Source organism: Aeromicrobium alkaliterrae (assembly GCF_039529015.1).
In the GTDB taxonomy this organism is placed as follows: domain Bacteria; phylum Actinomycetota; class Actinomycetes; order Propionibacteriales; family Nocardioidaceae; genus Aeromicrobium; species Aeromicrobium alkaliterrae.
In genome coordinates this window covers 1005393-1030006 of sequence record NZ_BAAAME010000004.1, presented here as the reverse complement: position 1 = coordinate 1030006, position 24614 = coordinate 1005393, and the positions used below count along the sequence as shown (strand labels likewise).

The 24614-nt window shown below is 73.4% G+C and carries 22 protein-coding genes; 14 read left to right on the top strand and 8 right to left on the bottom strand.

What is annotated here, in order from left to right:
• Positions 1-7: 7 nt before the first annotated feature.
• Positions 8-535 carry a GNAT family N-acetyltransferase gene (locus ABD127_RS13085; protein ID WP_344202282.1) on the bottom strand — a complete coding sequence of 176 codons (528 nt, stop codon included), beginning with the start codon at positions 533-535 and terminating at the stop codon, positions 8-10.
• 63 nt (positions 536-598) lie between these two features.
• Complete coding sequence (locus ABD127_RS13080; protein WP_344202279.1) at positions 599-1534, bottom strand: oxidoreductase; 936 nt, start codon at positions 1532-1534, stop codon at positions 599-601.
• A 317-nt stretch (positions 1535-1851) separates the two neighbouring features.
• On the opposite strand from ABD127_RS13080, the gene galE reads away from it, so the two are divergent.
• From galE to ABD127_RS13015, 13 genes are all read left to right on the top strand, one after another.
• Positions 1852-2850, top strand: a complete 999-nt coding sequence (gene galE, locus ABD127_RS13075) for a UDP-glucose 4-epimerase GalE (RefSeq protein WP_344202276.1) — start codon at positions 1852-1854, stop codon at positions 2848-2850.
• Positions 2847-3923, top strand: coding sequence for a GNAT family N-acetyltransferase (locus ABD127_RS13070; protein ID WP_344202273.1), 1077 nt, complete (start codon positions 2847-2849; stop codon positions 3921-3923). Before galE ends, ABD127_RS13070 begins: the two co-directional genes overlap by 4 nt.
• Before the next feature lie 133 nt (positions 3924-4056).
• Positions 4057-5310: a hypothetical protein gene (locus tag ABD127_RS13065; protein ID WP_344202271.1), complete on the top strand. Its 1254-nt coding sequence runs from the start codon at positions 4057-4059 to the stop codon at positions 5308-5310.
• 15 nt (positions 5311-5325) lie between these two features.
• Complete coding sequence (locus ABD127_RS13060; RefSeq protein ID WP_344202268.1) at positions 5326-6444, top strand: glycosyltransferase; 1119 nt, start codon at positions 5326-5328, stop codon at positions 6442-6444.
• An 85-nt stretch (positions 6445-6529) separates the two neighbouring features.
• Entirely contained in the window at positions 6530-7951 is a 1422-nt protein-coding gene (locus tag ABD127_RS13055) for an oligosaccharide flippase family protein (protein WP_344202266.1), read from the top strand.
• A complete protein-coding gene (locus tag ABD127_RS13050; protein ID WP_344202263.1) occupies positions 7948-8763 on the top strand; it encodes a polysaccharide deacetylase family protein in 816 nt (271 codons plus the stop codon). Before ABD127_RS13055 ends, ABD127_RS13050 begins: the two co-directional genes overlap by 4 nt.
• Entirely contained in the window at positions 8757-10208 is a 1452-nt protein-coding gene (locus tag ABD127_RS13045) for an O-antigen ligase family protein (RefSeq protein ID WP_344202261.1), read from the top strand. The genes ABD127_RS13050 and ABD127_RS13045 overlap by 7 nt, the downstream gene beginning before the upstream one ends.
• 2 nt (positions 10209-10210) lie before the next feature.
• A complete protein-coding gene (locus ABD127_RS13040; protein WP_344202258.1) occupies positions 10211-11323 on the top strand; it encodes a glycosyltransferase family 4 protein in 1113 nt (370 codons plus the stop codon).
• Complete coding sequence (locus tag ABD127_RS13035; protein ID WP_344202256.1) at positions 11320-12429, top strand: glycosyltransferase; 1110 nt, start codon at positions 11320-11322, stop codon at positions 12427-12429. The genes ABD127_RS13040 and ABD127_RS13035 overlap by 4 nt, the downstream gene beginning before the upstream one ends.
• Entirely contained in the window at positions 12426-13220 is a 795-nt protein-coding gene (locus tag ABD127_RS13030; RefSeq protein WP_344202254.1) for a hypothetical protein, read from the top strand. The genes ABD127_RS13035 and ABD127_RS13030 overlap by 4 nt, the downstream gene beginning before the upstream one ends.
• A 17-nt stretch (positions 13221-13237) precedes the next feature.
• Positions 13238-14563, top strand: a complete 1326-nt coding sequence (locus ABD127_RS13025; RefSeq protein WP_344202251.1) for a tyrosine-protein kinase domain-containing protein — start codon at positions 13238-13240, stop codon at positions 14561-14563.
• The gene (locus tag ABD127_RS13020) at positions 14560-15030 is read left to right on the top strand and encodes a hypothetical protein (RefSeq protein ID WP_344202249.1); all 471 of its coding nucleotides are present in this window, start codon (positions 14560-14562) and stop codon (positions 15028-15030) included. The genes ABD127_RS13025 and ABD127_RS13020 overlap by 4 nt, the downstream gene beginning before the upstream one ends.
• A gap of 62 nt (positions 15031-15092) precedes the next feature.
• On the top strand, positions 15093-15683 hold the full coding sequence (locus ABD127_RS13015) for a sugar transferase (RefSeq protein ID WP_344202247.1): 591 nt from the start codon (positions 15093-15095) through the stop codon (positions 15681-15683).
• A gap of 165 nt (positions 15684-15848) precedes the next feature.
• On the opposite strand, the gene ABD127_RS13010 is transcribed toward ABD127_RS13015, so the two are convergent.
• The 6 genes from ABD127_RS13010 to ABD127_RS12985 all read right to left on the bottom strand — a co-directional run bounded on the left by ABD127_RS13010 (position 15849) and on the right by ABD127_RS12985 (position 23630).
• Positions 15849-18647, bottom strand: coding sequence for a CHAT domain-containing protein (locus tag ABD127_RS13010; protein ID WP_344202243.1), 2799 nt, complete (start codon positions 18645-18647; stop codon positions 15849-15851).
• Between the two features lie 7 nt (positions 18648-18654).
• On the bottom strand, positions 18655-19257 hold the full coding sequence (locus tag ABD127_RS13005) for an anti-sigma factor family protein (RefSeq protein ID WP_344202239.1): 603 nt from the start codon (positions 19255-19257) through the stop codon (positions 18655-18657).
• Positions 19254-19847: an RNA polymerase sigma factor gene (locus ABD127_RS13000; RefSeq protein WP_344202236.1), complete on the bottom strand. Its 594-nt coding sequence runs from the start codon at positions 19845-19847 to the stop codon at positions 19254-19256. Before ABD127_RS13000 ends, ABD127_RS13005 begins: the two co-directional genes overlap by 4 nt.
• Positions 19848-20307: 460 nt before the next feature.
• The gene (locus ABD127_RS12995) at positions 20308-20823 is read right to left on the bottom strand and encodes a hypothetical protein (RefSeq protein WP_344202234.1); all 516 of its coding nucleotides are present in this window, start codon (positions 20821-20823) and stop codon (positions 20308-20310) included.
• 36 nt (positions 20824-20859) lie between these two features.
• Complete coding sequence (locus tag ABD127_RS12990) at positions 20860-21648, bottom strand: maleylpyruvate isomerase family mycothiol-dependent enzyme (protein ID WP_344202231.1); 789 nt, start codon at positions 21646-21648, stop codon at positions 20860-20862.
• 104 nt (positions 21649-21752) lie between these two features.
• The gene (locus ABD127_RS12985) at positions 21753-23630 is read right to left on the bottom strand and encodes an acyl-CoA dehydrogenase (protein ID WP_344202228.1); all 1878 of its coding nucleotides are present in this window, start codon (positions 23628-23630) and stop codon (positions 21753-21755) included.
• A 214-nt stretch (positions 23631-23844) separates the two neighbouring features.
• Between ABD127_RS12985 and ABD127_RS12980 the strand changes: the two genes are divergently transcribed.
• Complete coding sequence (locus ABD127_RS12980; protein WP_344202226.1) at positions 23845-24576, top strand: hypothetical protein; 732 nt, start codon at positions 23845-23847, stop codon at positions 24574-24576.
• Positions 24577-24614 lie beyond the last annotated feature (38 nt).

Here is a 24614-nt window from a genome sequence, read left to right as displayed (position 1 = left end):
TGCTGCGTCAGCGAGTGCGCAGCATCATGAGGTTGACCTTGCCCTCGTGCTCGAGGCGGCCCACCTCCCGGTAACCGCGGCCCGTGTGGAACGCGATCGATCCGTCGTTGGTCTCGTAGATCTCCAGGCCGATCGGCAGGTCGCCCTCGATCGCGTCGTACAGACGGGAGGCGACGCCCTGGCGGCGGTGCGTGGAGGCCGTCACGATGCGGTCGAGGTAGACGTAGTCCTTCAGTCGGTCCTCGAACCAGCGGTAGCGGCTGGAGTCGTAGTCGGCGCCCGGGGGCAGCGTGATGACGAAGCCGGCGATCGCGCCGTCGTCGTCCAGGACCAGCGCGTCGTCGGCCTCAGCCACGAGGGCGGCCAGCGACTCGCGGTCGAGCGGGCCGACGCCCTCCAGGGCGCCCTGGTTGATCTCGATCACGGCGTCGAAGTCGGCGGCCTCGAGGGGGCGGACGTAGGGGCCGCTCGTGTCGGGCAGCGTCGGCTCCAGGGTCGGGGTGGACGTGGTGTTCGTGCTGAGATTCTGGCTCATTGCACTCCACGTTATGTCAACTCGGCCCTCGGCGCATCTCGAGCCGGCCCGGGGCGAGCGGGATCACGCGATCGTGAAGTCGGCCCCGGCGGCGCGTTCGGAGGTCTCCCACAGGAGTCGCGCGAGCTCCGGATCGCGCGCCGACCGGGTCATGGACGCGGGTCCGGGCTTGCCGCGCATCCCACGGAATCCGCGCGGTCCCAGGTACTCGCCGCCGGTGAGGCCGGGGTCGGTCGCGGCCTGCAGGACCGGCAGCGAGCCGGCGCGGGCCGACTGGGCGACGAGGTGGGTGCCCTGGTGCATCAGGAAGCCGATCGGGCCTCCGCCGCCGACGCTGAATCCCGTCTTGGTCAGCTCGGTCGAGGCGACGCCGGGGTGAGCGGCGACGCTCGTGACGTCGAGCCCGGCCGCGGTGACGCGCCGGTGCAGCTCCTGGGAGAACACGAGGTTCGCGAGCTTGGACTCGCCGTACGACTGCCACCGCTTGTAGCGGCGCGGCGAGCCCTCGGGCGTCAGCGAGCGCAGGTCGATGCCGTGCACCGTCGTGTGGGCGACCGAGGACACCGCGACCACGCGTGCCGAGGAGTCGCGGAGCACGGGCCAGAGGCGGGCGTTCCACGCGAAGTGGCCGAGGTGGTTGGTCGCGATCTGCAGCTCGAAGCCGTCGACCGTCTCGCGGAACGGCGGGATCATGATGCCGGCGTTGTTGATCGCGAGGTCGATGCGGTCCCAGCGGGCGAGCACGTCGTCGGCGGCTCGCGCGACCGAGCCGAGGTCGGCCAGGTCGAGCTCGACGACGTCGACCTGCACGCCGGGCACCTCGCTGCGGAGGGCGGCCACGGTGGTCTCGGCCTTCGCGGCGTCGCGCGCCGTCACGACGAGCGAGGCGCCGTGCCGGGCGAGCTCACGGGCGATCTCGCCGCCCAGGCCGCCGGTCACGCCCGTGATCAGCGCGCGCGTGCCGGAGAGGTCACCGATGTCGTCGGTCGTCCAGGTCATGCCGTCACGCTAGCGCGCGCGGACGACGGAGGTCAGGGACTAGTGGTCGTCCGGGCAACCTCGACCCCGTGACCTTTGTCGTGCGTCGACGAAGGTCGGGGGACCGCGGTCGCTCCAGCAGCCGTAAGCCCCCGAGCTCCGTCGTCCCGAGGCGTGGGATTCTGGCGTCTCGCGGAGCGGGACCGCTGCTCCTGGGAGGCGCTGCGAGCGACCTCCACCTCCGCGCGCGGTGTCGGTCCGGGGGCGGTTTGATCCGTCGGGAGCACGTGAGATTCCGGACGATGTGCGCGGCTGTTCGGCGTGCCAGGTTTCCCGGCATGAAGGTTCTGGTCACGGGGGGTGCGGGCTACATCGGCTCGACCACCGCGAAGGCACTCGAGCGCGCCGGGCACGTCCCCGTCGTGCTCGACTCGCTGCGCAGCGGGCCCCGGGCGTTCGTCCGCGGGCGAGCGTTCTACGAGGGCGACGTCGCCGACCGGGCCCTCCTGCGGCGCATCGTCGCCGAGCACCCCGACCTGGGTGCCGTGATCCACATGGCCGCGCGCATCGTCGTCCCGGAGTCGATCGCCGAGCCGGCCGCGTACTACCGCGCCAACGTCTCGGCCTCGCTCGAGCTGTTCGACGAGCTCGCCGCGCTGGGCCTGAACCGCGTCGTGTTCTCGTCCTCGGCGTCGGTCTACGCGCCCACCGCGACCTTCGAGGTCGACGAGCAGAGCCCGCTCGCACCGACGTCGCCGTACGCCCGCAGCAAGCGGATGATGGAGGAGGTCCTCGCCGACCTCGCCGCCGCGAGCGGGTTGCGCGCCGTGGTCCTGCGCTACTTCAACCCGATCGGCGCCGACCCCGAGCTCGAGTCGGGCGTCTACCTGCCGGCTCCGACGCACGTCATGGGCCGCCTCGTGATGGCGGCCCGCGGTGAGCTGGACGCCTTCACGATCACCGGCACCGACCTGCCCACGCGCGACGGCACCGGGGTGCGCGACTTCGTGCACGTGTGGGACCTCGCCGAGGCGCACGTCCGCGCCGTGGAGCGGTTCGACGACGTCGTCACCGACGAGCAGCCCAGTGTCGTGATCAACCTCGGCACCGGCGCCGGCGTGACGGTGCGCGAGCTCGTCTCGACATTCGAGTCCGTGCACGGGTCGCGCGTCCCGGTGCGCGAGGCGGCGCCTCGACCGGGTGACGCGATCGGTGCCTTCGCCAACGTCGACCGGGCCACCGACCTGCTGGGCTGGAAGGCCCAGCTGGGCCTGGCCGACGGGATCGACGCCGCGCTGCGCTGGGCCGCGCGCCGCCACGAGGTGCTGGGCCGATGACGAGCCCCCTGCGCCTCCTCGAGGTCCCGACCCTCGGCGACCGGGCCGCGGCCTGGGACGCCCTGGCCGCCACCATGCCCCTCACGACCCCGTTCCTGACCTCGTGGTGGATCGAGGGCGTCGCGACGCCCGAGGACCACTTCGTCCTGGTGCTCGACGGCGAGGCCCTCGTCGGCGGCTGGGCGCTGCGGCGCCAGCGCGTGCTCGGCGTCGACCGCTACACCGTGCAGGGCGGCGGGAAGCTCTGCCCCGACCACCTCGACGTCGTCGCCCACCCCGACCGCATCGCCGAGGTCACCGCCGCGCTGCGCGGCTGGTGGCGTCGCCCCGGCACCCGGGTGCTCGACCTCGACGGGCTGCGCGAGGACGCCCTGGCGATCATCGCGGTCGCGCCCGAGGGCCGCGTCGACGTGGTCGACGTCGCCCCCTACGAGAAGCTCACGGCCGACCCGGAGGCCTACCTCGCCGCTCGGTCCAAGAGCTTCGCGAAGAGCAGCCGCAAGTACCGGCGCCGCCTCGACAACGGACAGGTCGTCCACCGCCGTCTCCCCGACGCCGAGATCCCGGCCGCGATGGAGGCGTTCGCCGCGCTCCACCGGGTGCGCGACGACCGGGTCGAGCTGGCCCGCGAGCTGCCGCGCATCCTGCGCGCCGTCGAGCTCGGCACCGCCGCGGGCGAGGTGCGCGTCTACGTCGGCGAGAAGGACGGCGTCACCGGCGCCGTGCTGGTGCTGTTCGCGGTCGGCGGCCGCCTGTGCGTCTACCAGACCGCCCGGGTCGTCGACGACGTCGCGTACAACCACATCGGCACGGTGCTCGACGTCGAGGCGATCATGGACGCGGCCGCTGACGGCTTCGGCGAGATCGACTTCCTCCGGGGCGACGAGGCGTACAAGCGGTCCTTCGTGGCCGACGAGCGCCAGCTGCTCCGGCTGCGGGTCGCCCACGGCCTGCCGGCCCGTGCGCTGCTGGCTGCGGGCCTCCTGGTCGGGCTGCTGCGGCGCCGTGCGGGCGCCGCGTACCGCGGCCTGCGCGGCGCGATGGCGTCGCGCCGCGCCGCGCCGGACGCCTGACCGATCTCCGATCGAGTCCGCCGATCCCTGCCATTCCAGGGAGAAACGGGCCGATGACGCGAGTCGGCGGAAAAAGTTCGAGAAACTTTCGACCGGAGTGGATCAGATCGCGTGCTGCCTGCACTAGAGGGGCATGTTCAAGCGCGACAAGAACGACCTCGCCGACGATGACGAGTCGCGAGCCACCCACGCTGACGGCCTGACGGCCGGACCCGTCGACGACTCCGGTCACGACACCCCCACCGACGAGACGCCGGCGGAGGGCTCGACCACCGAGCCCCCCGCGGACGCCGAGACCGCCGAGGACCAGGTCGTCACGACCGGGTCCGAGCAGCCCGCGGCCACCGAGGCCGAGGAGCCGGCACCCGTCGCCCCCCGCGCGGCTCGATCGCGAGCCCGCCAGTCGAGCGAGGACGTCGACATCGACACCCTCCTGCGCCGCCTGGACGAGGTCGCTCGGTCCGCGAGCGAGTCCGGCGGAGGCGCCCTGCGCCGCGTGACCGACGAGGTGCAGCAGCACTCCGACGCCCTCACCGCGACGAGCAGCGCCCGCCAGGAGGCCCAGCGCCTGCTGTCGCTGGCGACCGAGGAGCGCGAGCGCGCCTCGACCGCCGGTGCGGCGATCATCGACGAGGCGCGCCAGATCGCGGCTCGTCTGACGGGTGAGGCGCAGTCGCACGCCGCCGAGGCGATGGCCGAGATCCAGCGCTGGGCCACGGGCCAGCGCGAGTCGATCGCGACCGTCGTGTCCGACCTCGCCGACGCCGCGCACCGCGAGGCCGAGGAGATCCGCGAGGCCGCCCACGCGACCGCGATGGAGGAGGCCCGGGTCTCGGCCGAGACCTACGTCGCCCGCGCCGCCGCGCTCGGCACCCGTGACGCGGAGCGCCACCGTGCGGATGCCGCCGAGGCGCTGAACCGCACGACCGACGTCGTCAACGCCGCGCACGGCACGATGCAGGAGTTCGCGACCACGATGGCCTCGTTCGTCGAGTCCATGAACGGTCACCTGCAGGCGCTGCAGGAGGTCGTCGACCAGGCCGAGGCAGGTCGCGCCGCCGCGGCGCAGCAGGCGCCCATCGCGGTCGACCCGGAGAGCTGGTCCCGCTCGGGTCTCGTCGACGACGACCTCGAGCTGATCGGTCTCCCCGTCCCCGTCCGGGCCCCCGCCCAGGACGCCGCCGACGAGAAGCCCGACGACGAGCCGGTCGCCGACGAGGTCGCCGTCGAGGCCGAGACCGAGGCTGCCGCCCCGGCCGAGGAGCCCGCCACGGACGACACCGACACCGACGACGACGAGCCGCAGACCCCGCGCGCGGGCACCCTGCCCCCGCCGCCCGCCGGACGCCCCCTCGGGTCGCTCTTCCGCGACCCGGGATACCCCTGAGGAGCAGGACGTCCCATGCGCGTCCTGCACGTCTCCGAAGCGCTCGGGGGAGGAGTGACCTCCGCCGTGACCGCGATGGTCGAGGCCACCCCTGAGATCGACCACCACCTGTTCGCACGCCCCCGTGAGCAGCACGACGTGGGCATCGACACGGCCCGGCACTTCGCCAGCGTCCACCCGATGTCGGGCAACCCGCTGGTGGCGGTCGCCGAGCTGCGCGCCCTGGTGCGGGAGACCTTTCCCGACGTGGTCCACGCGCACTCGTCCGTCGCCGGCGTCGTCGTGCGGATGGCGGGACTCGATCGTCCGGGCGTCGTCTACAGCCCGCACTGCTTCGCCTTCGAGCGCCGTGACGTCAGTGGGCTCGCCCGGCGTGCGTTCCGCACGGTCGAGCGGGCGCTGGCCTCGCGCACGGACCTGTTCCTCGCGGTGGCACCGTACGAGATGGACCTGGCGGCCGACCTCGGTCACCAGTCGCTCGCATACGTGCCGAACCGGGCGACCCTCGTGCCGTCGGTCCGCGCGGAGTTCCGGACGCCCCTGCGGATCGTGACCGTCGGTCGCGTCGCCGCGCAGAAGGACTGGCGCTACATGGTCCATCTCAAGCGCTTCGTGGACGACCAGATCGGCCTCGACGCGACGTGGGAGTGGCTCGGCGACGGCGACCCCGAGGGCGAGCGCGAGCTCGACGACATCGGGATCGACGTGTCGGGCTGGATCGACCGGTCCGAGGTGCTCGACCGGCTCGCCGGCGCGCAGATCTACGTGCACACCGCCGCCTGGGAGGCTGCCCCCATCAGCATCCTGGAGGCGGCGACCCTCGGTCTGCCCCTCGCGATCCGTTCGGAGCCGGCGCTCGACAGCCTCGCGCTGCCCGGGCTGTCGCGGGGCGTCGCCGCCCTCGCCGCCCGTCTCGAGGCCCTCGCCGACGAGCCGGCCTGGTCGGCGGCTCGCGACGCCTCGCTGGCGCTGGCCGGTCGTCACTCGGCCGAGGCGCAGAACCAGCACCTGCTGCGGGCCTACGACCGCGCGCTCGGCGGTGCGCCGGCGGTCTCGCTGGTGACGGCCGGTCGGTCGGCGGGCATCGGCCTGATCGACGGCGGCGCCCTGCGCCGTGCCGGGAGCGACGGATGAGTCCCGCGGAGGACCCGCGGACCGAGCCGACGTCGGAGTACACCCCGGTGCAGCCGGCGGGTGCCGACGTCGGNNNNGCGAGCCCGTGCTCGCCGAGGCGGCCAAGGGCGCCGGCTGGCTCGGCCTGGGCGCGGGCGTCGTCAAGGCCTCGCAGACCCTGGTCCTGCTGATCCTCGCCGCGATCCTGGCGCCGAGCGCGCTCGGTGTGCTCGCGATCGGTGCCCTGGTCCTGAACGTGACGTCCGCGATCACCGACCTCGGGAGCAGCACCGCGCTCGTCTACTGGCGCGGCGACGTCGACCGTGCGGCTCGCAGCGCGCTCTCGGTCGCGCTGGGCTCCTCGCTCGTGCTGACGACCGCCGTCTGGTTCGTCGCGCCCCCGCTGGCCTCCGTGCTCAACACGGGCCCTGACGGCGCGTCGGTGATCCGTGGCCTGATGCTCTGCCTGCCGTTCCTCAGCGTGGCCGGCGTGAGCCAGGAGCTCCTGCGCCGCGACCTCGCCTTCAAGCGGCGCGTCTTCCCCGACATCATCTCGGCGATCGTCGGCGCGACGGTGTCGGTCGTGCTCGCCGCCTCGGGCCTCGGCGTCCACTCCCTGGTGATCGGCCAGCTGGTCCAGGCCGTGCTGGTGATGCTGCTGTGCTGGGCGATGCGACCCCCCGTCGTCCCCGGCTGGCGCCGGTCCGACGTCAGCGGCCTCGTCGCGTACGGCGGCAGCCTCGCGGGCGCCAACATCGTGCAGCTGCTGATGCTCAACGTCGACTACGTGATCGTCGCGCACCAGCTGGGTGCCGACGCGCTCGGCGTGTACTCGATGGCGTTCCGCCTCGCCTACATGCCGTTCCTGGTCGTCGGCATGGTCGTCGCCGGGGCCGCCTTCGCGTTCCTGTGCCGTCTGGAGGGCGCCGCGGTCGGGCGCGCCGTCGGACAGGTCCTCGTGGCCCTCTCGGTCATCGCGATCCCGCTCCACCTCGGCATGCTGCTGCTCGCCCCCCAGCTGACCCTGCTGGGCGAGCAGTGGGCGCCCGGCGTGCCGGTCCTGCGCTGGCTCGCGCTCTACGGCCTCGCCCTGACGGGCCTGCACCTGCTGATCACGGCGCTCAACGCCGTCTCCCGCACCCGCGACGGCCTGCTGCTCAACCTGCTGCACCTCGCTCTCCTCACGGGCCTGCTCGTGACCCTGACCGGTCGGGGTGTCGAGCTCGTGGCGGTCTCGCAGCTCGTGGCGGTCCTGCTCTCCGCGGTCGTCGCCGGGTTCGTCGTGCGCCGCCGCATCGACGGGATCGACGTCGTCCGGATCCTCGTGATCCTGCGACCGGTGCTGCTCGGCGCCGCCGCCATGACCGCCACGGCCCTGGTCGCCCACGCGCTGCTGCCCTGGTCGGTCGTCTCGGTGCCCGGCCTGCTCCTCGTCGGCGTCCTGATGGTCGCCGCCTACGCCCTCCCGCTGTGGACCTCGCGCCGCCGCTTCGTCTCGCTCGTCACCGAACTCAGGAGTCAGCCATGAAGACCACCGCCCGGATCGCCGGACAGATCGTGAGTCCCGCCGCCCGCGCCGTCTCGCCCGTCCGCGGGCTCACGATGCTCGGCTGGCACCGCATCGGCGACGTGCCCGACGGCGGCCTGACCACGTCGTTCGACGACCTGCGCCGTCACCTCGACGCGATCCAGGACTGGGGCGCCACGGTGCTGCCGCTCCTGGAGGCCGTGCGCCGCCAGGCCGACGGCACGCTGCCGTCGCGCTCGGTCGTGCTGACCTTCGACGACGGCTACGCGAGCATCGTCGAGCAGGCGTGGCCCGAGCTGCAGCGACGCGGCCTCCCGGCGACCCTGTACGCGGTCAGCGGATACCTCGACGAGGTCAGCCGGTTCCCCTGGGACCACGCCCACGCGGCCGACGCGGAGCTGACCCGGCTCGTGACGGCGGCGGACCTGCGCGACGCGGCCGACGAGGGGCTCGACATCGGCGCGCACACCGTGACGCACCGGTGGCTGCCGGGCCTGCGCCCCGCGGACGCCGCCGACGAGGTGCACCGCTCCAAGGCCGAGCTGGAGGACCTCCTCCAGCGGCCGGTCCTGTCGTTCTCCTACCCGATGGGCGGGGTGACGCCGCAGATCCGGGGCGAGGTCGAGCGGGCCGGCTACCTCGCCGCCGTGACGACCGAGCGTGGCCGCAACGGTCGCTCCCAGGACCCGCTGCTCCTGCGGCGCTCGTTCGCGTTCGACCGGGCTGACGACTTCCAGCGCCAGCTCGACGGCGCGTACACCTGGATGCGGTTCGTCGAGAGGACCCGCCGGAACCGGGCACCGCGATGGTGACCCGTGACCCGAGCGGCACCTCCTCCGCCGACGAGCGCTTCGAGGCGCCGTGGCTCCGCGAGACCACGATGCTCGACCGCGGAGCCGAGTCCGAGGCCGAGCTCGAGCCGCAGCGGCTCGAGCCGCTGACGGGTCCGCGCCTGCACCGACGGATCTCGATCACCGTCATCACGGTGGTGACGGCCGTCGCCTCGATCGCCCTCGTCGCTGCCCCGACCCAGACCGCGGCCGGCATCGTCGGCCTGCTCGTCGTCGGCGTGCTCATGGTGCGCCTGCCGTGGACCGTGCTCTGCTACGTCGCGGTCGAGCCGTTCGGTGACCTGCTCGGTGCCGCCGTGCCCGGCGGCGTGCGTCTGGTCGGCCTCCTGCTCTTCGCGGCGTGGCTCGTGCGGATCCTGGTCGACCGTCGGCCGGTGGCGCTGCGCCACCCCGCGCTGGTCTGCGCCGGACTCCTCGCGACCGTCGTGCTCGCCTCGGCGACCGTGAACCCCAACGGCGCCGCGGGCTTCGAGGTCGCGGGCCGCTACGCCTCCTACCTCGCGGTGCTCGTGGTGCTGGTCGACACGATGCGCACCTCCCTGCCGGCTCGCCGCGTCGCGATGGTCTTCCTGGCCTCCTCCACGGCGGCGGCCGTCGTGGGTCTCGTGATCTTCCTGATCGACGGCGGACGCGCGCACGGCCCGATGGACGACGCGAACGACTTCGCGTTCTACCTCGTCTGCGCCCTGCCGTTCGCTCTCCTGCTGTGGCGCGAGGGGGGCCGGCCGCGCTGGCTCGGCGCCCTCGCCGTGGTGGTCCTCGTGGTCGGCATCGTCGCGACGTTCTCGCGCGGAGCGCTCCTCGGCGTCGTCGCGCTGCTCGTCGTCGCGCTGCTGCTGGGCCTGGTCCGCTGGCGGGACGTCGGCATCGGCGTGGCCGCCGTCGCGATCGCCCTGGGCGTCGTGGTCGTCTCGGCTCCCGACCTCGTGCAGCGCAGCGTCGCCGAGAAGGAGTTCGTCGCCGACGCCAACGTCGAGTCCCGCTACACGTCGTGGACCCTGGCCGCCGAGATGACGGTCGACCACCCGTTCCTCGGCACGGGTCCGGGCGGGTTCCGCACCGAGTTCGCCTCGTACGACCTGGGTCGCAGCTCGAACCCCGTGCACCTGGACGTCGTGCACCAGATGTACCTCGACGTCTCGAGCGAGCTGGGCCTGCTGGGCCTGGCCGCGTTCCTCGGGATCATCGGCACGGGTGCCGTCGCCGCCTGGCGCGGTCGCACCAGCACCGAGCGGGGCGCCGACCCGGGCCTCGCCACTGCGGTGTGCGTCGCCCTGGTCGGCACCCTCGTCGCCGCCACGTTCCTCAGTGAGCAGTACTACCTGCCGATCTGGCTGCTCATCGCGCTCGGCGTGTCGCTCGACCGCTGGCAGGCGCCCGCCCGCCGGTCCGGACAGGTGGTCTGACGATGCGCATCGCCCACCTCGTCACCCAGACCCGCGGCGGCCCCGTCGACCACACGGTCGACGTCGCCGCCGAGCAGGCCGCGCTCGGCCACGACGTCCACCTCGTGTCGCCCGACGGCCAGCACCTCGCGGCCGCTGCGGCGGCCGGCGTGCAGGTCCACGTCGCCGACATGGCCGGCACGCGCGACCTCCGGGGTGCGCGCGACGTCGCTGCGCGCGTCCGGTCGATCGCTCCCGACGTGCTGCACGCGCAGGACCGTCGTGCTGGGCTCGTCGGCCGCACCCTCGCGCGGCCTCGTGGCGCCGGCACGGTCTACACGCTGCACGGCGTGCCGGACCCCATGGCCTACCTGGTCCGTGGCAACGACGCCGTGATCCCGGCCGACCGTCGCGTGCACGTGTCGAACGTGGTCGGGGAGCGCTGGCTGTCCCGCGCCCCGCGCTCCCTCGTCGTGACGCCCTGCGAGGCCGTCGCGGAGTTCGCCCGTGACCACCTCGGCATCCGCGCCGACCGCGTCGTCGCGGTCCCGAACGGCGTCGCTCCCGACTGGGCCGCGGCCGGCACCCCCACCCGGGCCGTGACCGACGACGTCACGACCGTCGCGTGGCTCGGCGTCATGCAGCCCGTCAAGCGGGTGCCTGCCCTCGTGGCCGCCGCGGCCCAGGTGCCCGGCGTCCGTCTCCTGCTGATCGGTGACGGCCCCGAGCGCGCCGCCGTCGAGGCGGCCGTGGAACGCGCCGGCACCGCCGACCGGGTCGAGCTCGCGGGCTTCGTCGACGACCCCGCACCCCTGCTGGCGCGGGCCGACGTGCTGGCCCTGCCCTCGGGGGCCGAGGCGTGCCCGCTCGCGGTGCTCCAGGCGATGGCGAGCGGCCTCCCGGTCGTCGCGTCCAGCGTCGGCGGCATCCCGGAGGTCGTGCGCCACGGGACCGACGGGCTCCTGGTCGCGCCGGGTGACGTCGACGCGCTGCGGGACGCCCTCAGCACGCTGCACGCCGATCCGGCGACCCGCCTCACGATGGGCGCCAGCGCCCGGGCTCGCCTGGTCGACGGCTTCACCGTGCGGCACTGCGCCGACCGGCTCGTCGAGGTCTACGAGCGGGTGGCCTCATGACGTCGACCCGCCGGATCTGGACCGTCGTGCCCGTCATGGGCATCGGCGGGGCCGAGGTCGTCGCCGCGACGCTCGTGCAGGCCGAGCGCGCCCGCGGCCACGAGGTGCTGCTCGCCAGCGCCGGTGGCTTCCGCGCCGATCGTCTGGTCGCCGACGGGGTCTCCCACCTCGAGGTGCCGCTGGCCTCGCGCCGACCGCTCGACCTCCTCCGGGCCGTCCGGACCCTGCGCGCCCAGCGGCGAGCTGCCCGCCCCGACGTCGTGCACGCGCACAACGTCAAGGCCGCCGTCGTCGCGCGGCTCGCCGTCGGCCGACGGGTCCCGCTCGTCGTCACGGTGCACGGCGTGCCCGACGGCTCCTGGAGCACGGCCGGACGACTGCTGACGCGGGTGGCCGACGCGGTCGTCGCGGTCTCGCCGCACGTGGCCGAGCAGCTGGTCGCGCACGGCGTGCCCGCCGCGCGGGTGCGGGTCGTGGAGAACGCCGTGCTGCCGCTGACGCGGCCGGACCGCGCGGACGCGCGACGCTCCCTCGGCGTCCCGGACGACGCCCCCGTGGTGCTGTGCCTGGCCCGACTCGTCGACCAGAAGCGGCACGACCTGCTGGTGGCCGCCTGGCCCGACGTCCATCGCGGCGTCGAGCCGGCCCCCGTGCTGCTCGTGGCCGGCGACGGCCCGACCCGCGCGGCGGTCCAGGCCGCCGCGGAGCGCGACTGTCCGAGCGGCTCGGTCCAGTTCCTCGGCAGCCGCGACGACGCCGACGTGCTGCTGGCGGCGGCCGACCTCCTGGTGCTGCCGACGGACTGGGAGGGGTTGCCGATCAGCCTGCTCGAGGCCATGGGCGCCGGAGTCCCCGTCGTGGTCTCCCGCGTCGGTGGCGTCGTCGAGACCCTCGGCTCCGCCGTCCGGCTCGTCGAGCCCGGCGCCGTCGCCCCCCTGGGTGCGGCGCTGACCGAGCTGCTCGCCGATCCCGCCGCCCGCCACGACCTGGCTGCCCGCGCGTCCGCGCTCGTGGCCGACCGATTCCATCCCGACCGCATGGTCGCCGGCCACGAGGCCGTCCAGCACGACCTCGTGACCGGCGCCTTCCAGGAGGTGCGCGCATGACAGCGCCGTCGATCCCCACCCCGCCCAACCCTCGTGGCCGGTGCCGCCGGGTGCCAGGTCGAGCCGCTGCCGCTCTGGTGCTGCTCGCCCTGGTCCTGGCGGGCTGCTCCGCGCCCGACTCGGGCATCGTGCCCGCGCCGATCGTGACGCCCCCGCCGTCGGCCCAGCCGACGTCCGACACCGAGCTCCCCGCGAGCCCGGAGGTCGTCAGGTGGGGCGGTCACGACCAGCAGCTCGCGGTCGTGATCCGGAACGACTCCGGCCTCGTGGTCCGCAACGCGGGCACCCTGATCGAGGCGGTCGGAGCCGACGGCGCCGTGCTCGCCAGCGTCAGGGGCGACGAGAACACGACGTGCTGTCGCGTCATCGGCCTGCAGCCGGGCAGCGAGTACGGCCTGTTCGCCGACCTGGACGTCCCCGTCACGCAGGTCGACGACGTGCGCGTCACCTACCTCGAGCCGGAGACCGAGCCCGCGACCGGCGACCCGGCCCCGGTCACGACCGGCCTCGTCGCCATCACCCACCCTGCGGGCGACACGGTCGTGCGCGTCGACGTCGACGTGGTCGCAGCGCCGAGCCCCTACCTCGTGGGCCAGGCGTTCCTGGTCGACGAGGACGACCGCCTCGTCGGGGTCATCTCCGGGCGCTTCTACTGCGTCGGTCCGGGCACCGAGCGCCGGCTCGACATGCAGCTCCTCAGCCCCACCCCCCGCACCACGCGCGTCAGCGCCGTGGTCGTCCACCCCGTCCCCGACGGCGTCCCCCCGGGCGTCTCCCACCCGTGCCAGTGACTTCAGGAAGGTCCGACATGTCTTTCACCACCGCGACGCCCGACCGGGCGTCGAGCCCCCACCCCACCCAGCCCCACCCCGGATCCGGGATGCGTGAGCTCGGGTCCCTGCTGTGGCGCCGCCGCGCCATCATGCTGCTCGTCGTGCTGCTCGTGGGCACGACGGTCGGCATCGGCCTGGCCCTCGCCGAGCGCTCCTACACCGCCACGACCCGCGTCACCGTGACGCCGTCGCCGTCCCTCGAGCAGACGCCGGCGAGCTACGAGGCACTGCTGAGCACGATGGCCGGCGTCGCCGAGAGCCGCCCGGTCCTCGCCGAGGTCAGCGACGCGGTCGGCGACCGCTCGGTCCGCCAGCTGCAGGACAGCGTCAGCAGCGCGGTCGTCGCCGGGACGCTGACGATCCAGGTCTCGGTCAGCGACACCGACCCCGAGGTCGCGGCGCAGGTCGCGAACGCCGTGGTCGCCCTGCTCCCGGACAACGACCCGAGCAACGGTGGCGTCGAGTTCACCGTGACCGAGCCCGCCTCGGTCCCGCTGGCCCCCTCGTCGCCCAACGTGGCCGTGACCCTGCTCGCCGGTGCCGCCCTGGCCGGCGTGCTCGCGGTGATCGCCGCGGTCCTGCACGACCGCGTGGCGCGCACCGTCGAGACGGCCGAGGACGTCGCCGAGGCGACCGACGTGCGGGTGCTCGGGGTGGTGACCCGACCCGACGACGCCGCCGGGGTCGCCGTGACCGACGTCCAGAGCCGGGAGTTCGCCTCCCTGCGTGCCCTGCGCGTGGCGCTGGAGTTCGCGACGAGCGACGAGCCGACGCGCTCGCTCGTCGTCGCCCCGGTCGTGACCGACCCGTGGAGCGGCTGGCTCGAGGTCAACCTCGCCGCCTCGCTCGCCGAGCTCGGTCACCGGGTCCTCCTGGTCGACGCGCACCGCACCGACGTCGAGCGCCACCCGGTGCTGGACGCGGCGGGCGAGCCCGGCCTCTACGACCTGCTCGCCGGGACGGCGGAGCTGCCGGACGTGCTGCGCGACGGCCCCGTCGACGGGGTCTCGGTGGTGCCGCTGGGCAACATCGACCTGGCCGCGCCGAGCCTGCTCGAGATGCGGTTCCGCCAGCTCGTCGACCAGGTCGACGGCGACCACGACGTGATCCTGGTCCACGCCCCGGCCGTGACCGAGTCCGACGACGCCCGCATCATGGCGATCGCCGGCGGCCTGCTGCTGACGGTGCCGTCGGGCCGGGTCAAGCGCCCCGTGCTGGAGCGGGCGCTGGACGACCTGCGCGCCGTGCGCATCCGGGTCATCGGCGCGGTCCTGCTCGGCGCCAAGGCGGTCGTCCGATGACGGCCGAGACCGGTGTGCCGGGCGCCCACACGTTCTGGCCCCCGTCGTTCCCGCACGCCGACATCGACCGGCTGGTCGCCCGGCTCCAGAGCGGCGAGGGCGACGGGGCCGACGCCGAGCGGCTGCTGCTGTCGGTCACGCGGGAGGCGCAGCGCCTGCGCAGCGCCGTGGTGCGGCTGTCGGCGGCCCGCCTCGGTGCCGCCGAGGAGGAGGCGCACGACATCATGACGCGCGCCCACGCCGACGCCGAGGACGTCCGCCGCCGCGCGATGAAGGCGCTGGACGACCGGCTCGACGAGGCCGACCACCTGGTGCGGGCGATGCGACGGTCCTTCCTCGTCGAGCAGGGCGTGCGTGGGCACTTCCCGCCGGACGCGCCGCTCGACGACGACCCGGAGTCGTTCCTGACCGACGACGCGCGGCCGGAGAACGAGTCCGGGGAGCCGGGCCAGGACGGGACGCCGTGACCGGAGTCTGCGCCGAGCAGGGGCTCGCGCGGGAACGACATCCGGCGAGCCGGCAAGCCCCCGTGAAGCGCGGGGTCGACCTCGTGCTCGCGGTGATCCTCCTGCTCCTGCTGGCACCGCTGATGCTGGTCCTCGCGCTCGTGGTCCGGCTCTCCGACGGGGGACCGGTCCTGTTCCGACAGGTCAGGATCGGTCAGCACGGTGCGCCCATCACGGTGCTCAAGTTCCGCACGATGATGGTCGGAGCCGAGGACGCGCTCGTCGCGGTCCGCCACCTCGACGAGACCGGTGACGGTCCGCTGTTCAAGGTCCGTGACGACCCGCGGGTCACCCGGGCCGGGCGGTTCCTGCGCCGGACCTCGCTCGACGAGCTGCCGCAGCTGGTGAACGTCGTCGCGGGCTCGATGTCGATGGTAGGCCCCCGGCCCGCCCTCGTCCGCGAGGTCATGACGTACACCGAGCTGGAGCGGCAACGGCTCGCCGTGCGCCCGGGCATCACGGGCCTGTGGCAGGTCAGCGGTCGCAGCTCCCTGGGATGGGACGACGGTGTCGGCCTCGACCTGCACTACGTCGAGCACCGCTCGCTGCGCCTCGACCTGTGGATCCTGCTCCGCACCGTGCCCGCCGTCCTGCTCGCGCGCGGCGCCTACTGACCGGACGCGCCCCACCATCGGTGGTTGAGGTGCCCCCTTCGAGGCTCAGGCGCCAGAGCGCCTTCGCACCTCAGGGGGCGGTCACCTTTCCGGGCCCTGAGGCGCGAGGAGGAACGACGAGCCTCGAAGGGCGAACCTCCACCACCGAGCGTCCGGTGGCGGCGGTCAGCCCCCGTGGATGACGGTGGCGCCGGCGGCGATGTAGCGGTGCGCGGCCCACGCCCACGGGTGGTCCGAGAACTGCTCGGAGACGTCGATGCCCGACTGCTGCACGGCCTCGGCGGGAGCGAGGCCGTCGACCAGGTGCTGGTGGAAGCTCGTGGCGAACGCGAGCGCGACCGAGTCGTCGACGGGCCAGGTGGTGGCCACGACGCCCCGCGCGCCCGCTGCGAGCAGGGCCCAGGTCAGTCCGACCGACTCGCTCGTCGTGTCGTGCGCGCGGCCGGTGGCGCACGCGTTGAGGATCACCAGGCAGCCGTTCAGGTCCATCCGCAGGATCTCGCCCGCCGTGACCCACCGGTCGCCCAGGCGCAGGCCCGAGCTCGACGGGTGCTCGGGCCAGTACAGGCCGTGGCACGCCAGGTGCACGACGTCGTGCTGGGGGGCGAGTCGCCAGAGCGCCTCGACCGTGGCGCCCGGCCCGGTCAGGATCGTCGCGCCGGGGTGGATCGCGGCGAGCGCGCTCGTCTCGTCGGAGATCCGCGGGGCGTTCGCGTCGGGGACCATCAGGGCGAGCATGCGTGCCTCGGCTCCCGAGGCGGTGGTGTCGTCGGCGTCGTCGCACATCGACGTGAGGTCGTGCATCCCGGCGGCGAAGCGCAGCGAGAAGGCCGACGCCAGGGCGCGCCCGCCGAACGGCAGCGCCTCGAACGGCACGGGCTGCAGTGACCCGGGCGCGACGACGACGAGCGGCATCTCCTCGAGGTCGGCGAGCAGGTCCGAGATCGGCCAGAGCAGCAGGGTCGCGAGGGTGTCGAGGCTGTGGTGCGTGGCCCAACCGGCACCGCGCTCCACGACGTGCTGCACGCGCGAGCACTCGGCGTGCCACTCGGCGATCGCGGTCTGCACCTCGGACGCCGCGCCCACGAGCCGGCGGGCGTAGACCTGTCCCTCCCGGATGACGAAGGCGACCAGGTCCGGCCCCAGCTCCTGGAGCTGCAGGACGGGACCCTCCGGCACCGGCGGGAGCGCGACGGCGTGGTCCTGGGTCAGGGGGAGGCGGGCATGGGGGATCTGCTGGCGGATGTCGCGGCGCACGGCGACGTGGGTCGCGCGGATCGCGCCGAGGTCGATCGGCTCGACGGGGTCGATGAGCCGGTCGAGCGCGTGGGACAGGGTCTCCAGCTCCGCCTCGCGGTGGACCGGGAGCAGCGGCGCGTCCACGGAGGTCCGCTGCTGGTTGGCGGTCGAGGCGAGGTCGGTCAGGCTGCGCGCCTTGGTGACGGAGGCCCACCGCCATGCCTCGGTGACGGCGTCGGGGGTGCCGATCTCGAGGAGCAGGTCGAGCAGGGCGCGATCGGCCACGCCGATCATCATCAGGTGCGCGAGCGGCCGGTAGGCGCCTTGCACGTGGGCCGTGGGCGAGCTGGCCGTCGTGAGCGCCGTGGCGATCTCGTCGACCGCGCCGCGCGGGTCGTGCTGCTGCTGAAGGACCCGTGCGGTCACGACCGCCCGCGCGACGTCGAGCCCGTGCAGCTCGTGGGTGATGATCGCGCGTCGGGCCGCGTCGAGGTGCCGGTGCGCCTCGGGACCCTGCGGCACCGACAGCGCCAGGGCCAGGTCGGCGATCGTCAGCAGCGTGTCGTCCGACGTCTCGTGGGCGGCGGCGCGCATGACCCCGGCGAGCCGACGCGCCCGTTCGATCGACTCCCGGTCGGGTCCGGACAGGATCTCGCTCAGCCGCAAGATCGCGATCTCCTGCTGGAGTCGCAGCGAGGTGGACAGGCGCTCCGCCAGGTCGACCTCCCGGGCCGCCGACTCGTCGTCGCCGATGAGGTGGCCGGCAAGACCCGTCACGAGGTTGGCCTGCGCCGTTCCCTCGATGTGGTGCAGCCGGGTGAACAGGTCACCGGCGGCGCGGGCCTCGAGCCGTGCGTCGTGCGCCAGGCCCGCCTGGAGCAGGGCCTCGCTCATCGCCAGGTCCAGCGCGGCCAGATGCGGCAGGTGACCGCGCTGCTCGAACAGGGGGCGGACGTCGTCGAGCAGGTGGACGGCCTCGCTGACGCGGTCGAGCCGGACGTAGGCCCGTGACAGCGGCACGGCGCAGCGAGCGGCGGCGACGGTCTGGCCGAGGCGGGTCAGCTCCTGACGCGCCCGCAGGAGGTCGTCGAGGGCGCGGTGCGTCATGTCGAGGCTCAGGTACGAGACCGCGCGCTCGGACGTCGTGCGAGCGGCGAGGACCGTGTCGCCGAGCGAGTGGAAGCGGTTCCAGGCCAGGTCGAAGTGGTGCAGGGCGCGCCCGTGCTCGGCCCGGGCGGCCAGGGACAGGCCCAGCTGGCGGTGGACGTGCGCCCGGAGCCGGGTGACGTTCTCGGGGTCGAGCGTCGGCGTCGTCGCGACGGGGAGGTCCTCCAGGACCCCCTCCAGCACGTCGATCCCGCGTGAGGCGTCGCCGTTGGCGCGGATCAGGGTCGCGCGGACGACGTCGGTGGCGTACGTGTCGAGCACGAGCCCGGCCGCGAGGAGGTCGTGCCGCGCGGCCTGGACCGCACCGCCTGCACGCTCGTACTCGCCGAGGTCGGCGAGCACCTCGGCCCGCAGCAGTGACGCGCGTCCACTGGTGGCCGGGTCGGCGTGGCGGAGGCCGGCCGAGTGCAGGCTGTCGAGCAGGCGCAGCGCCGAGCGGGGATCGTTCTCGCGTCGTCGCTCGGCCTCCTGCAGCACGAGCCACCCCTGGGTGCCGTCGTCAGGGCGCTGGCCAGCGACGCCGGGCTCACCTGCGACGCGATGTCGCGTCTCGGTCATCGGGTCATCAGGCGTCGGTGCCGAGGTCGAGCTGGGCGTGCAGTGAGGCGCTGGGGCTCACGACCCAGACCTCGTTGGTGGCGCGGGTGACGTCGGTGAGCCGGAACTCGCCGTCGGCCTCGGGACGGGTGACGCGGCGGGCCGTGGGGTCGGGCGAGGAGAGGACGATCTCGGGGCGGGGGTCGCTGCCGTCCCACGTCAGCAGTCCGTGGAGGTCGACCAGGTCGGCGCGGCGGTGCAGGACCGACAGGGTCAGGGTGACGCCGCTTCCCTCCAGGACGACGTGACCGACGCCCTCGCCGTCGGCGGAGCGAGCGCCGGCGGCGACGCGCAGGGGGCGCGGGTCGCCGCTGAGCTCGCTGACCGGGCCGGTGCCCGGGGGGAACTTCGCGTGGCGACGGAACGCGTCGCGCAGGTTCTGACGCACCTCCGGCGGCGGGGTCTCGAGCGGCATCGCGGTGCCGGCCTCGCGGAAGGACCGGATCCACTCGACGGCCTCGGCCGCGGTCTCGGAGGACTCCACGTGGGCGCGCACGGCCTCGGCCGCGTCGTCGTCGAGGCGTCCGTCGACCCAGTCGAGCAGGCGCGTGAAGGTGGGAGGGGTCGTCATGCCAGGTTCTCCGTCATGAGGGTGCGGAGGCGTTCGAGGCAGCGTCCGCGCAGGGGTCCGATGCCGCCGACGGAGCGGCCGAGTCGGGTGGCGATGTCGGCGTAGCTGGGCTCGGCGGGGTCGAAGTAGAGGGCGAGGAGGAGCTCGCGGCAGGTGCCGCCGAGGGTGGCGAGGGCGTCGTGGACGACGGTCTGGGTGTCCCAGAGCTCGTAGGGGTCCTCGGTGGCGGGTTCGACCAGCGTCTCGAGGGGGACGTCGCGGCGTGAGGTGGAGCGGACGCGCCAGGCCTGGCGTCGGGCGACCGTCATGAGCCAGGAGGCGAGGCGCTGGTCGTCCTCGAGGCGGTGCAGGGAGTCGATGAGGGCGACGAAGGTGGTCTGGGTGACGTCGGCGGCGTCCTCGCGGCTGAGTCCGTTGCGCAGGGCCACGGAGAACACGAGGCGTTCGTAGCGCTCGACCAGGAGGTCCCAGGCCGCGGCGTCGGACGCGCGGCAGCGCTGCAGCAGCTCGGTGTCGGACGGGGCGGCCAGGGCGCGACGGATCCCGCGGCCTCGACCCGAGCCACCGGGCTCTGCGGGACGAAGCGGCACGACTTCACCCATCGACGCTCCCGGAGGGCGAGGTCGGGTCTGGGTGGGTAACGGCAACGCGTGGATCGTCATCAGGGCTCATTGAGGTCAGGGGACGGACGTGGCCGGTCGGGGACCGGCGTCCGAGGTCGACGTCACGGACGAACGAACGCGCGTGTGCCAGGCTCCCAGCGGCACGGACGGCGGTCGGCCGGACGTCGAGCTGGGACCCATCGTCAGCCCGACGGCCCGCACGAGTCAACGTCGAGGTTGGCCAGCTGGCGAGAGGGGTGCGGGGCATCCGGCAGGCAGCGCGGCACTCCCCTGCTCCACGCATCCGAACCCCCAGCCCTGTCGTCAGCTCTGCATGGGCCGACGCTCCCAACCCTCAACGATCCAAGAAGTTGAAAGGTTTGCAACTTGAAGTGACAAATTGTCAGATGTGAGCCAAGTCATGCGATGCCGCGGCGTGTCGCGCGGGTCACTCGGGCTCGCGACGGGAACGTCGCCGCTGCCAGAAGACCACGCCCGCGAAGGCGATCGCGAGCGCCAGCGAGACCGTGCCGATCGTGGCGCCGCGGTTCGCACGCTCGAACCCGTCGACCACGGCGTAGCCGTACAGGGCCGCGTCCGTGCCGCCGTCCGCGGGCACGCACGAGATCGAGACGGCGCCCTTCTCGGTGGGGCGCAGGGCGAGCAGGTGCCAGTCGGTGCCCTGCTGCGGCACGACGATGTCGAGGGCCGCGCCGGAGACCGTGTCGCCCTCGGCGTCCGGCTTGTCGGCGGGGCGGGTCGTGCAGGTGATGTCGCGGTCCTGCGGCTGGTCGGTGAAGATCGCCAGCGTGCTGCCGCCCGCGTCGACGGGCTCGGTCGCCGGGGCGATCGTCGCCTCGCGCACCCCGTCCCAGGCGCTGGCGGCGACGGCGGTGCCCGCCATCGACCCGACGAGCGCGACCGCGACGGCCGCGAGGTACCAGAGGGGACTCGTGAGGCGCACGGTCCCACTGTCTCAGATCGGGCCTCGGATGCCGGGTCAGAAGGTCAGTGTCATGGCGCCGAGCACCGCGTCGGCGAGCTCGCGGTCGCCGTCGACCTCCACCGGGACGTCGGCCGGGCCGCGGCGTCCGGCCGCCAGCACCGTGAAGGCCTCGGCCGTCAGCGCGAGAGTCACGTCGGCGACGGAGCCGGGCTCGGCGCGACGGGCGCGGCCGTCGTCGCCGACCTGCAGCTCGATCGTTACGGGCGCGCCGCCCGTGACGAGCCACCGGACGGTCGTGCCTGCTGGTGCCTTGACCTTCTTGCCGAGGACGAAGCCCATCCCGGCGGCGAACGTGTGGGTCGTGACCTGCGCGCCGAGGGAGTCGAGGTCACCCGGCACGTCCACAGCGCGTCGGATGTCCTGCTCGTGCACCCAGAGGTCGACGGCGCGGTTGCGCAGGAGGGTCTCCCACGACCAGGGCACGCCGGCGGGGGTGACCGGGGCCGTCTCGGCGAGGTCGAGCCGGGTCGAGGACAGGAAGGCGTACCGGGTCGCGGTCTGCTCGCGGAACGCCGCGAGGAGGTCGGCGGTCGGGACGTCGCGGCGGGCGGCGACCCCCGCCTCGGTGTAGTCGGAGGCGACGACCGAGATCCCGGCCGGGGCCTCGGGCTCGCCGTTCGAGACCTCCTCGAGGTGGGCCAGGTGCGCGACGACGTCGTGCACGCTCCACCCGGGGCAGTCGGTCGGTGCGGCGAGCTGCTCGGCGCTCAGCGTCGGCACGAGCTCCACGACCGCGTCGGCTGACTGCTTCCACGCGCCGACGTACATCTCCTGGCTGTCCATGGCCCCACTCTCGCACCCCTCGCCGCTCCCCGGGGGTGGGACGCCGCAGGGCCCGCCGGACGTGTCCGGCGGGCCCTGCTGTCGTGCGTCGCGTCAGGCGTGCGTCAGAACGCGGCCTCGTCGAGCTCCATGACCGAGTCGTCGATGTTCTCGGCGATCGCCCGCTCGGCGGCCAGCTTGGGCAGCGTGTTCTTGGCGAAGAAGGACGCCGCGGCGATCTTGCCCTCGTAGAACGACTTGTCCGCACCCGTGGCGCCGGCGTCGAGCGCGGCCAGCGCCACCTCGGCGCCGCGCAGCAGCAGCCACGCGACCGTGATGTCGCCGAGGACGTACACGAGGCGCGTCGTGTTGAGGCCGACCTTGTAGATGTTGCGGATGTCGCCGTTGGCGTCGGCCGGGTTGGCCGCCATCAGGTCGGTGAACACCGCTCCGAGGATCGCCTCGACGTCGGCCATGCCCTGCGCCAGCAGGTCGCGCTCGGTCTTGAGGCGGCCGTTGCCCGCCTCGTCAGCGATGAACTGCTTGATCTCGTTGGACAGGAAGCCGATCGCGCGGCCCTTGTCCTTGACGATCTTGCGGAAGAACAGGTCCTGGCCCTGGATCGCCGTGGTGCCCTCGTAGAGGGTGTCGATCTTGGCGTCGCGGACGTACTGCTCGATCGGGTAGTCCTGCAGGAAGCCCGAGCCGCCGAAGGTCTGCAGGGACTCGGTGCCCAGGAGCACCCACGAGCGCTCGGAGCCGTAGCCCTTCACGAGCGGCAGCAGCAGGTCGTTGATGCCCTCCTCGGCGGAGGCGTCCTCGCCCGCGGCGTGCTTGAGGCTGATCGCGTCCTGCCACGTCGAGGTGTAGATCGTCAGCGAGCGCAGGCCCTCGGCGAACGCCTTCTGGGTCAGCAGCGAGCGACGCACGTCGGGGTGGTGCGTGATCGTGACGCGCGGCGCGGTCTTGTCGGCCGCCTGCGTCAGGTCGGCACCCTGGACGCGCTCCTTGGCGTACTCGAGCGCGTTGAGGTAGCCGGTCGAGAGCGTCGCGATGGCCTTGGCGCCGACCATCATGCGCGCGTTCTCGATGACGCGGAACATCTGGTTGATGCCGTCGTGCACCTCGCCGAGCAGCCACCCGCGCGCGGCCTGGCCCTCGCCGGTCGAGGCGTCGCCGAAGGTGACCTCGCACGTCGTGGAGACCTTGATGCCCATCTTCTTCTCGACGTTGGTGACGTAGGCGCCGTTGCGCTCGCCCGTCAGCTCACCGGTCTCGAGGTCGAAGTGGTGCTTCGGCACGAGGAACAGGCTCAGGCCCTTGGTGCCGGGGCCGCCCTGGCCCTCGACGCCCTGGGGGCGGGCCAGCACGAGGTGCATGATGTTCTCGGACATGTCGTGCTCGCCCGAGGTGATGAAGCGCTTGACGCCCTCGATGTTCCAGGTGCCGTCCTCGTTCGGGAAGGCCTTGGTGCGGCCGGCGCCGACGTCGGAGCCCGCGTCGGGCTCGGTCAGCACCATCGTGGCGCCCCAGAGGCGGTCGACCATGAACTGGGCGATCTTCTTGTCGCGCTCGATGCCGTTCTCGAACACGATGCGGGCGAAGGCCGGGCCGCAGGCGAACATCCAGATGGGCGGGTTCGCGCCGAGCACGAACTCCGCCGACGACCAGACGAGCGAGTTCGGGGCCTTCTGGCCGCCGATCTCCTCGGGGACCTGCATGCGCCACCACTCGGCGGCCATCCACTTGTCGTAGCTCTCGACGAAGGCGGGGGTCATCGTGACGGAGTAGGTCGCCGGGTCGTAGACCGGCGGGGTGCGGTCGGAGGCGTCGAAGGACTCGGCGAGGTCCTCGCGCGCGATGCGCTCGATCTCGGCGAGGACGCTCTTGGCGGTGTCGACGTCGAAGTCCTCGAACTCGCCCTGGCCGTAGACGTCGCCTCGGCCGAACAGCTCGAACAGGTTGAACTCGATGTCGCGCAGGTTGCTCTTGTAGTGGCTCATGGCCGTTCCATTCCTGGGGGTCTGTCGGGATCTCGCTGGTGATGGGTCCGGGCGATCGAACGTCCCGGCTACTCCAGCGTACTACTTACGAGTAACTTGAGTATCCGCTGGTCAGGGGTCCGCTGGCAAGTCCACGGGGCCCTGGGCTGCCCCGATCGGGCGCAGAGGCGAGAATGAGAGGCGTGATGGTCGGCGATCAGGTGGAGGAGTCCTCGTGACGACGTGGCGGAACGCGGTGGTCTCGGCGGCGGCGGTGCTCGCGCTGGGAGTCCTGGCGGCCTGTGGTGGGGGCGACCCCGACCCGGAGCCGAGCCCCGACCCCTCGCCGTCGAAGGAGCAGGAGGGGCGCGAGATCACGGGCCAGCTCCTGCGGTCCGCGCTGCTGCGCATCGACGACATCCCGGCCGGGCTGGGCACCGACTTCGCCAGCGCGCGCCAGGCCGAGGTCACGGGAGCCGACTCCGTCACCGACGGGCCGGAGGAGTGCAGCGAGTACCTCGAGGCGGAGTACGGCGGCGAGGAGACCGACCGGTTCGACGACGAGTACCGCGACGACGTGGCCGTCACCGCCGTCTACACCTCGATCCGCAGCTTCGAGGACGGTGACGTCGACGACGAGCTCGAGGCGATCCGCGACATCTTCGCGGTGTGCGACCGGTTCGAGATCACGCCCGCCGACCAGCCGATCGAGGTCACGACGACGCTGGACGACTTCGCGGACCTCGACGGGTTCGAGGACATCGGCGAGGACGGGCTGCGCCTGACCTTCGCGCTGTCGGTCGACGGTGCCCCGACCCGCACGATGTACTACCACTTCATCCAGATCGGCGACTTCGTCGCGCAGGCGGGCGGCCAGGTCGCGGCCGACGGCGACCCGGCGCCCTTCCTCGACCTCGTCCTCGTGGCGGAGGAGAAGCTGCAGGACCTCGTCGACGAGGTCGGCTGAGCCGTTTCAGCACCTGCGGGAACTTTTTCGTCACCCGG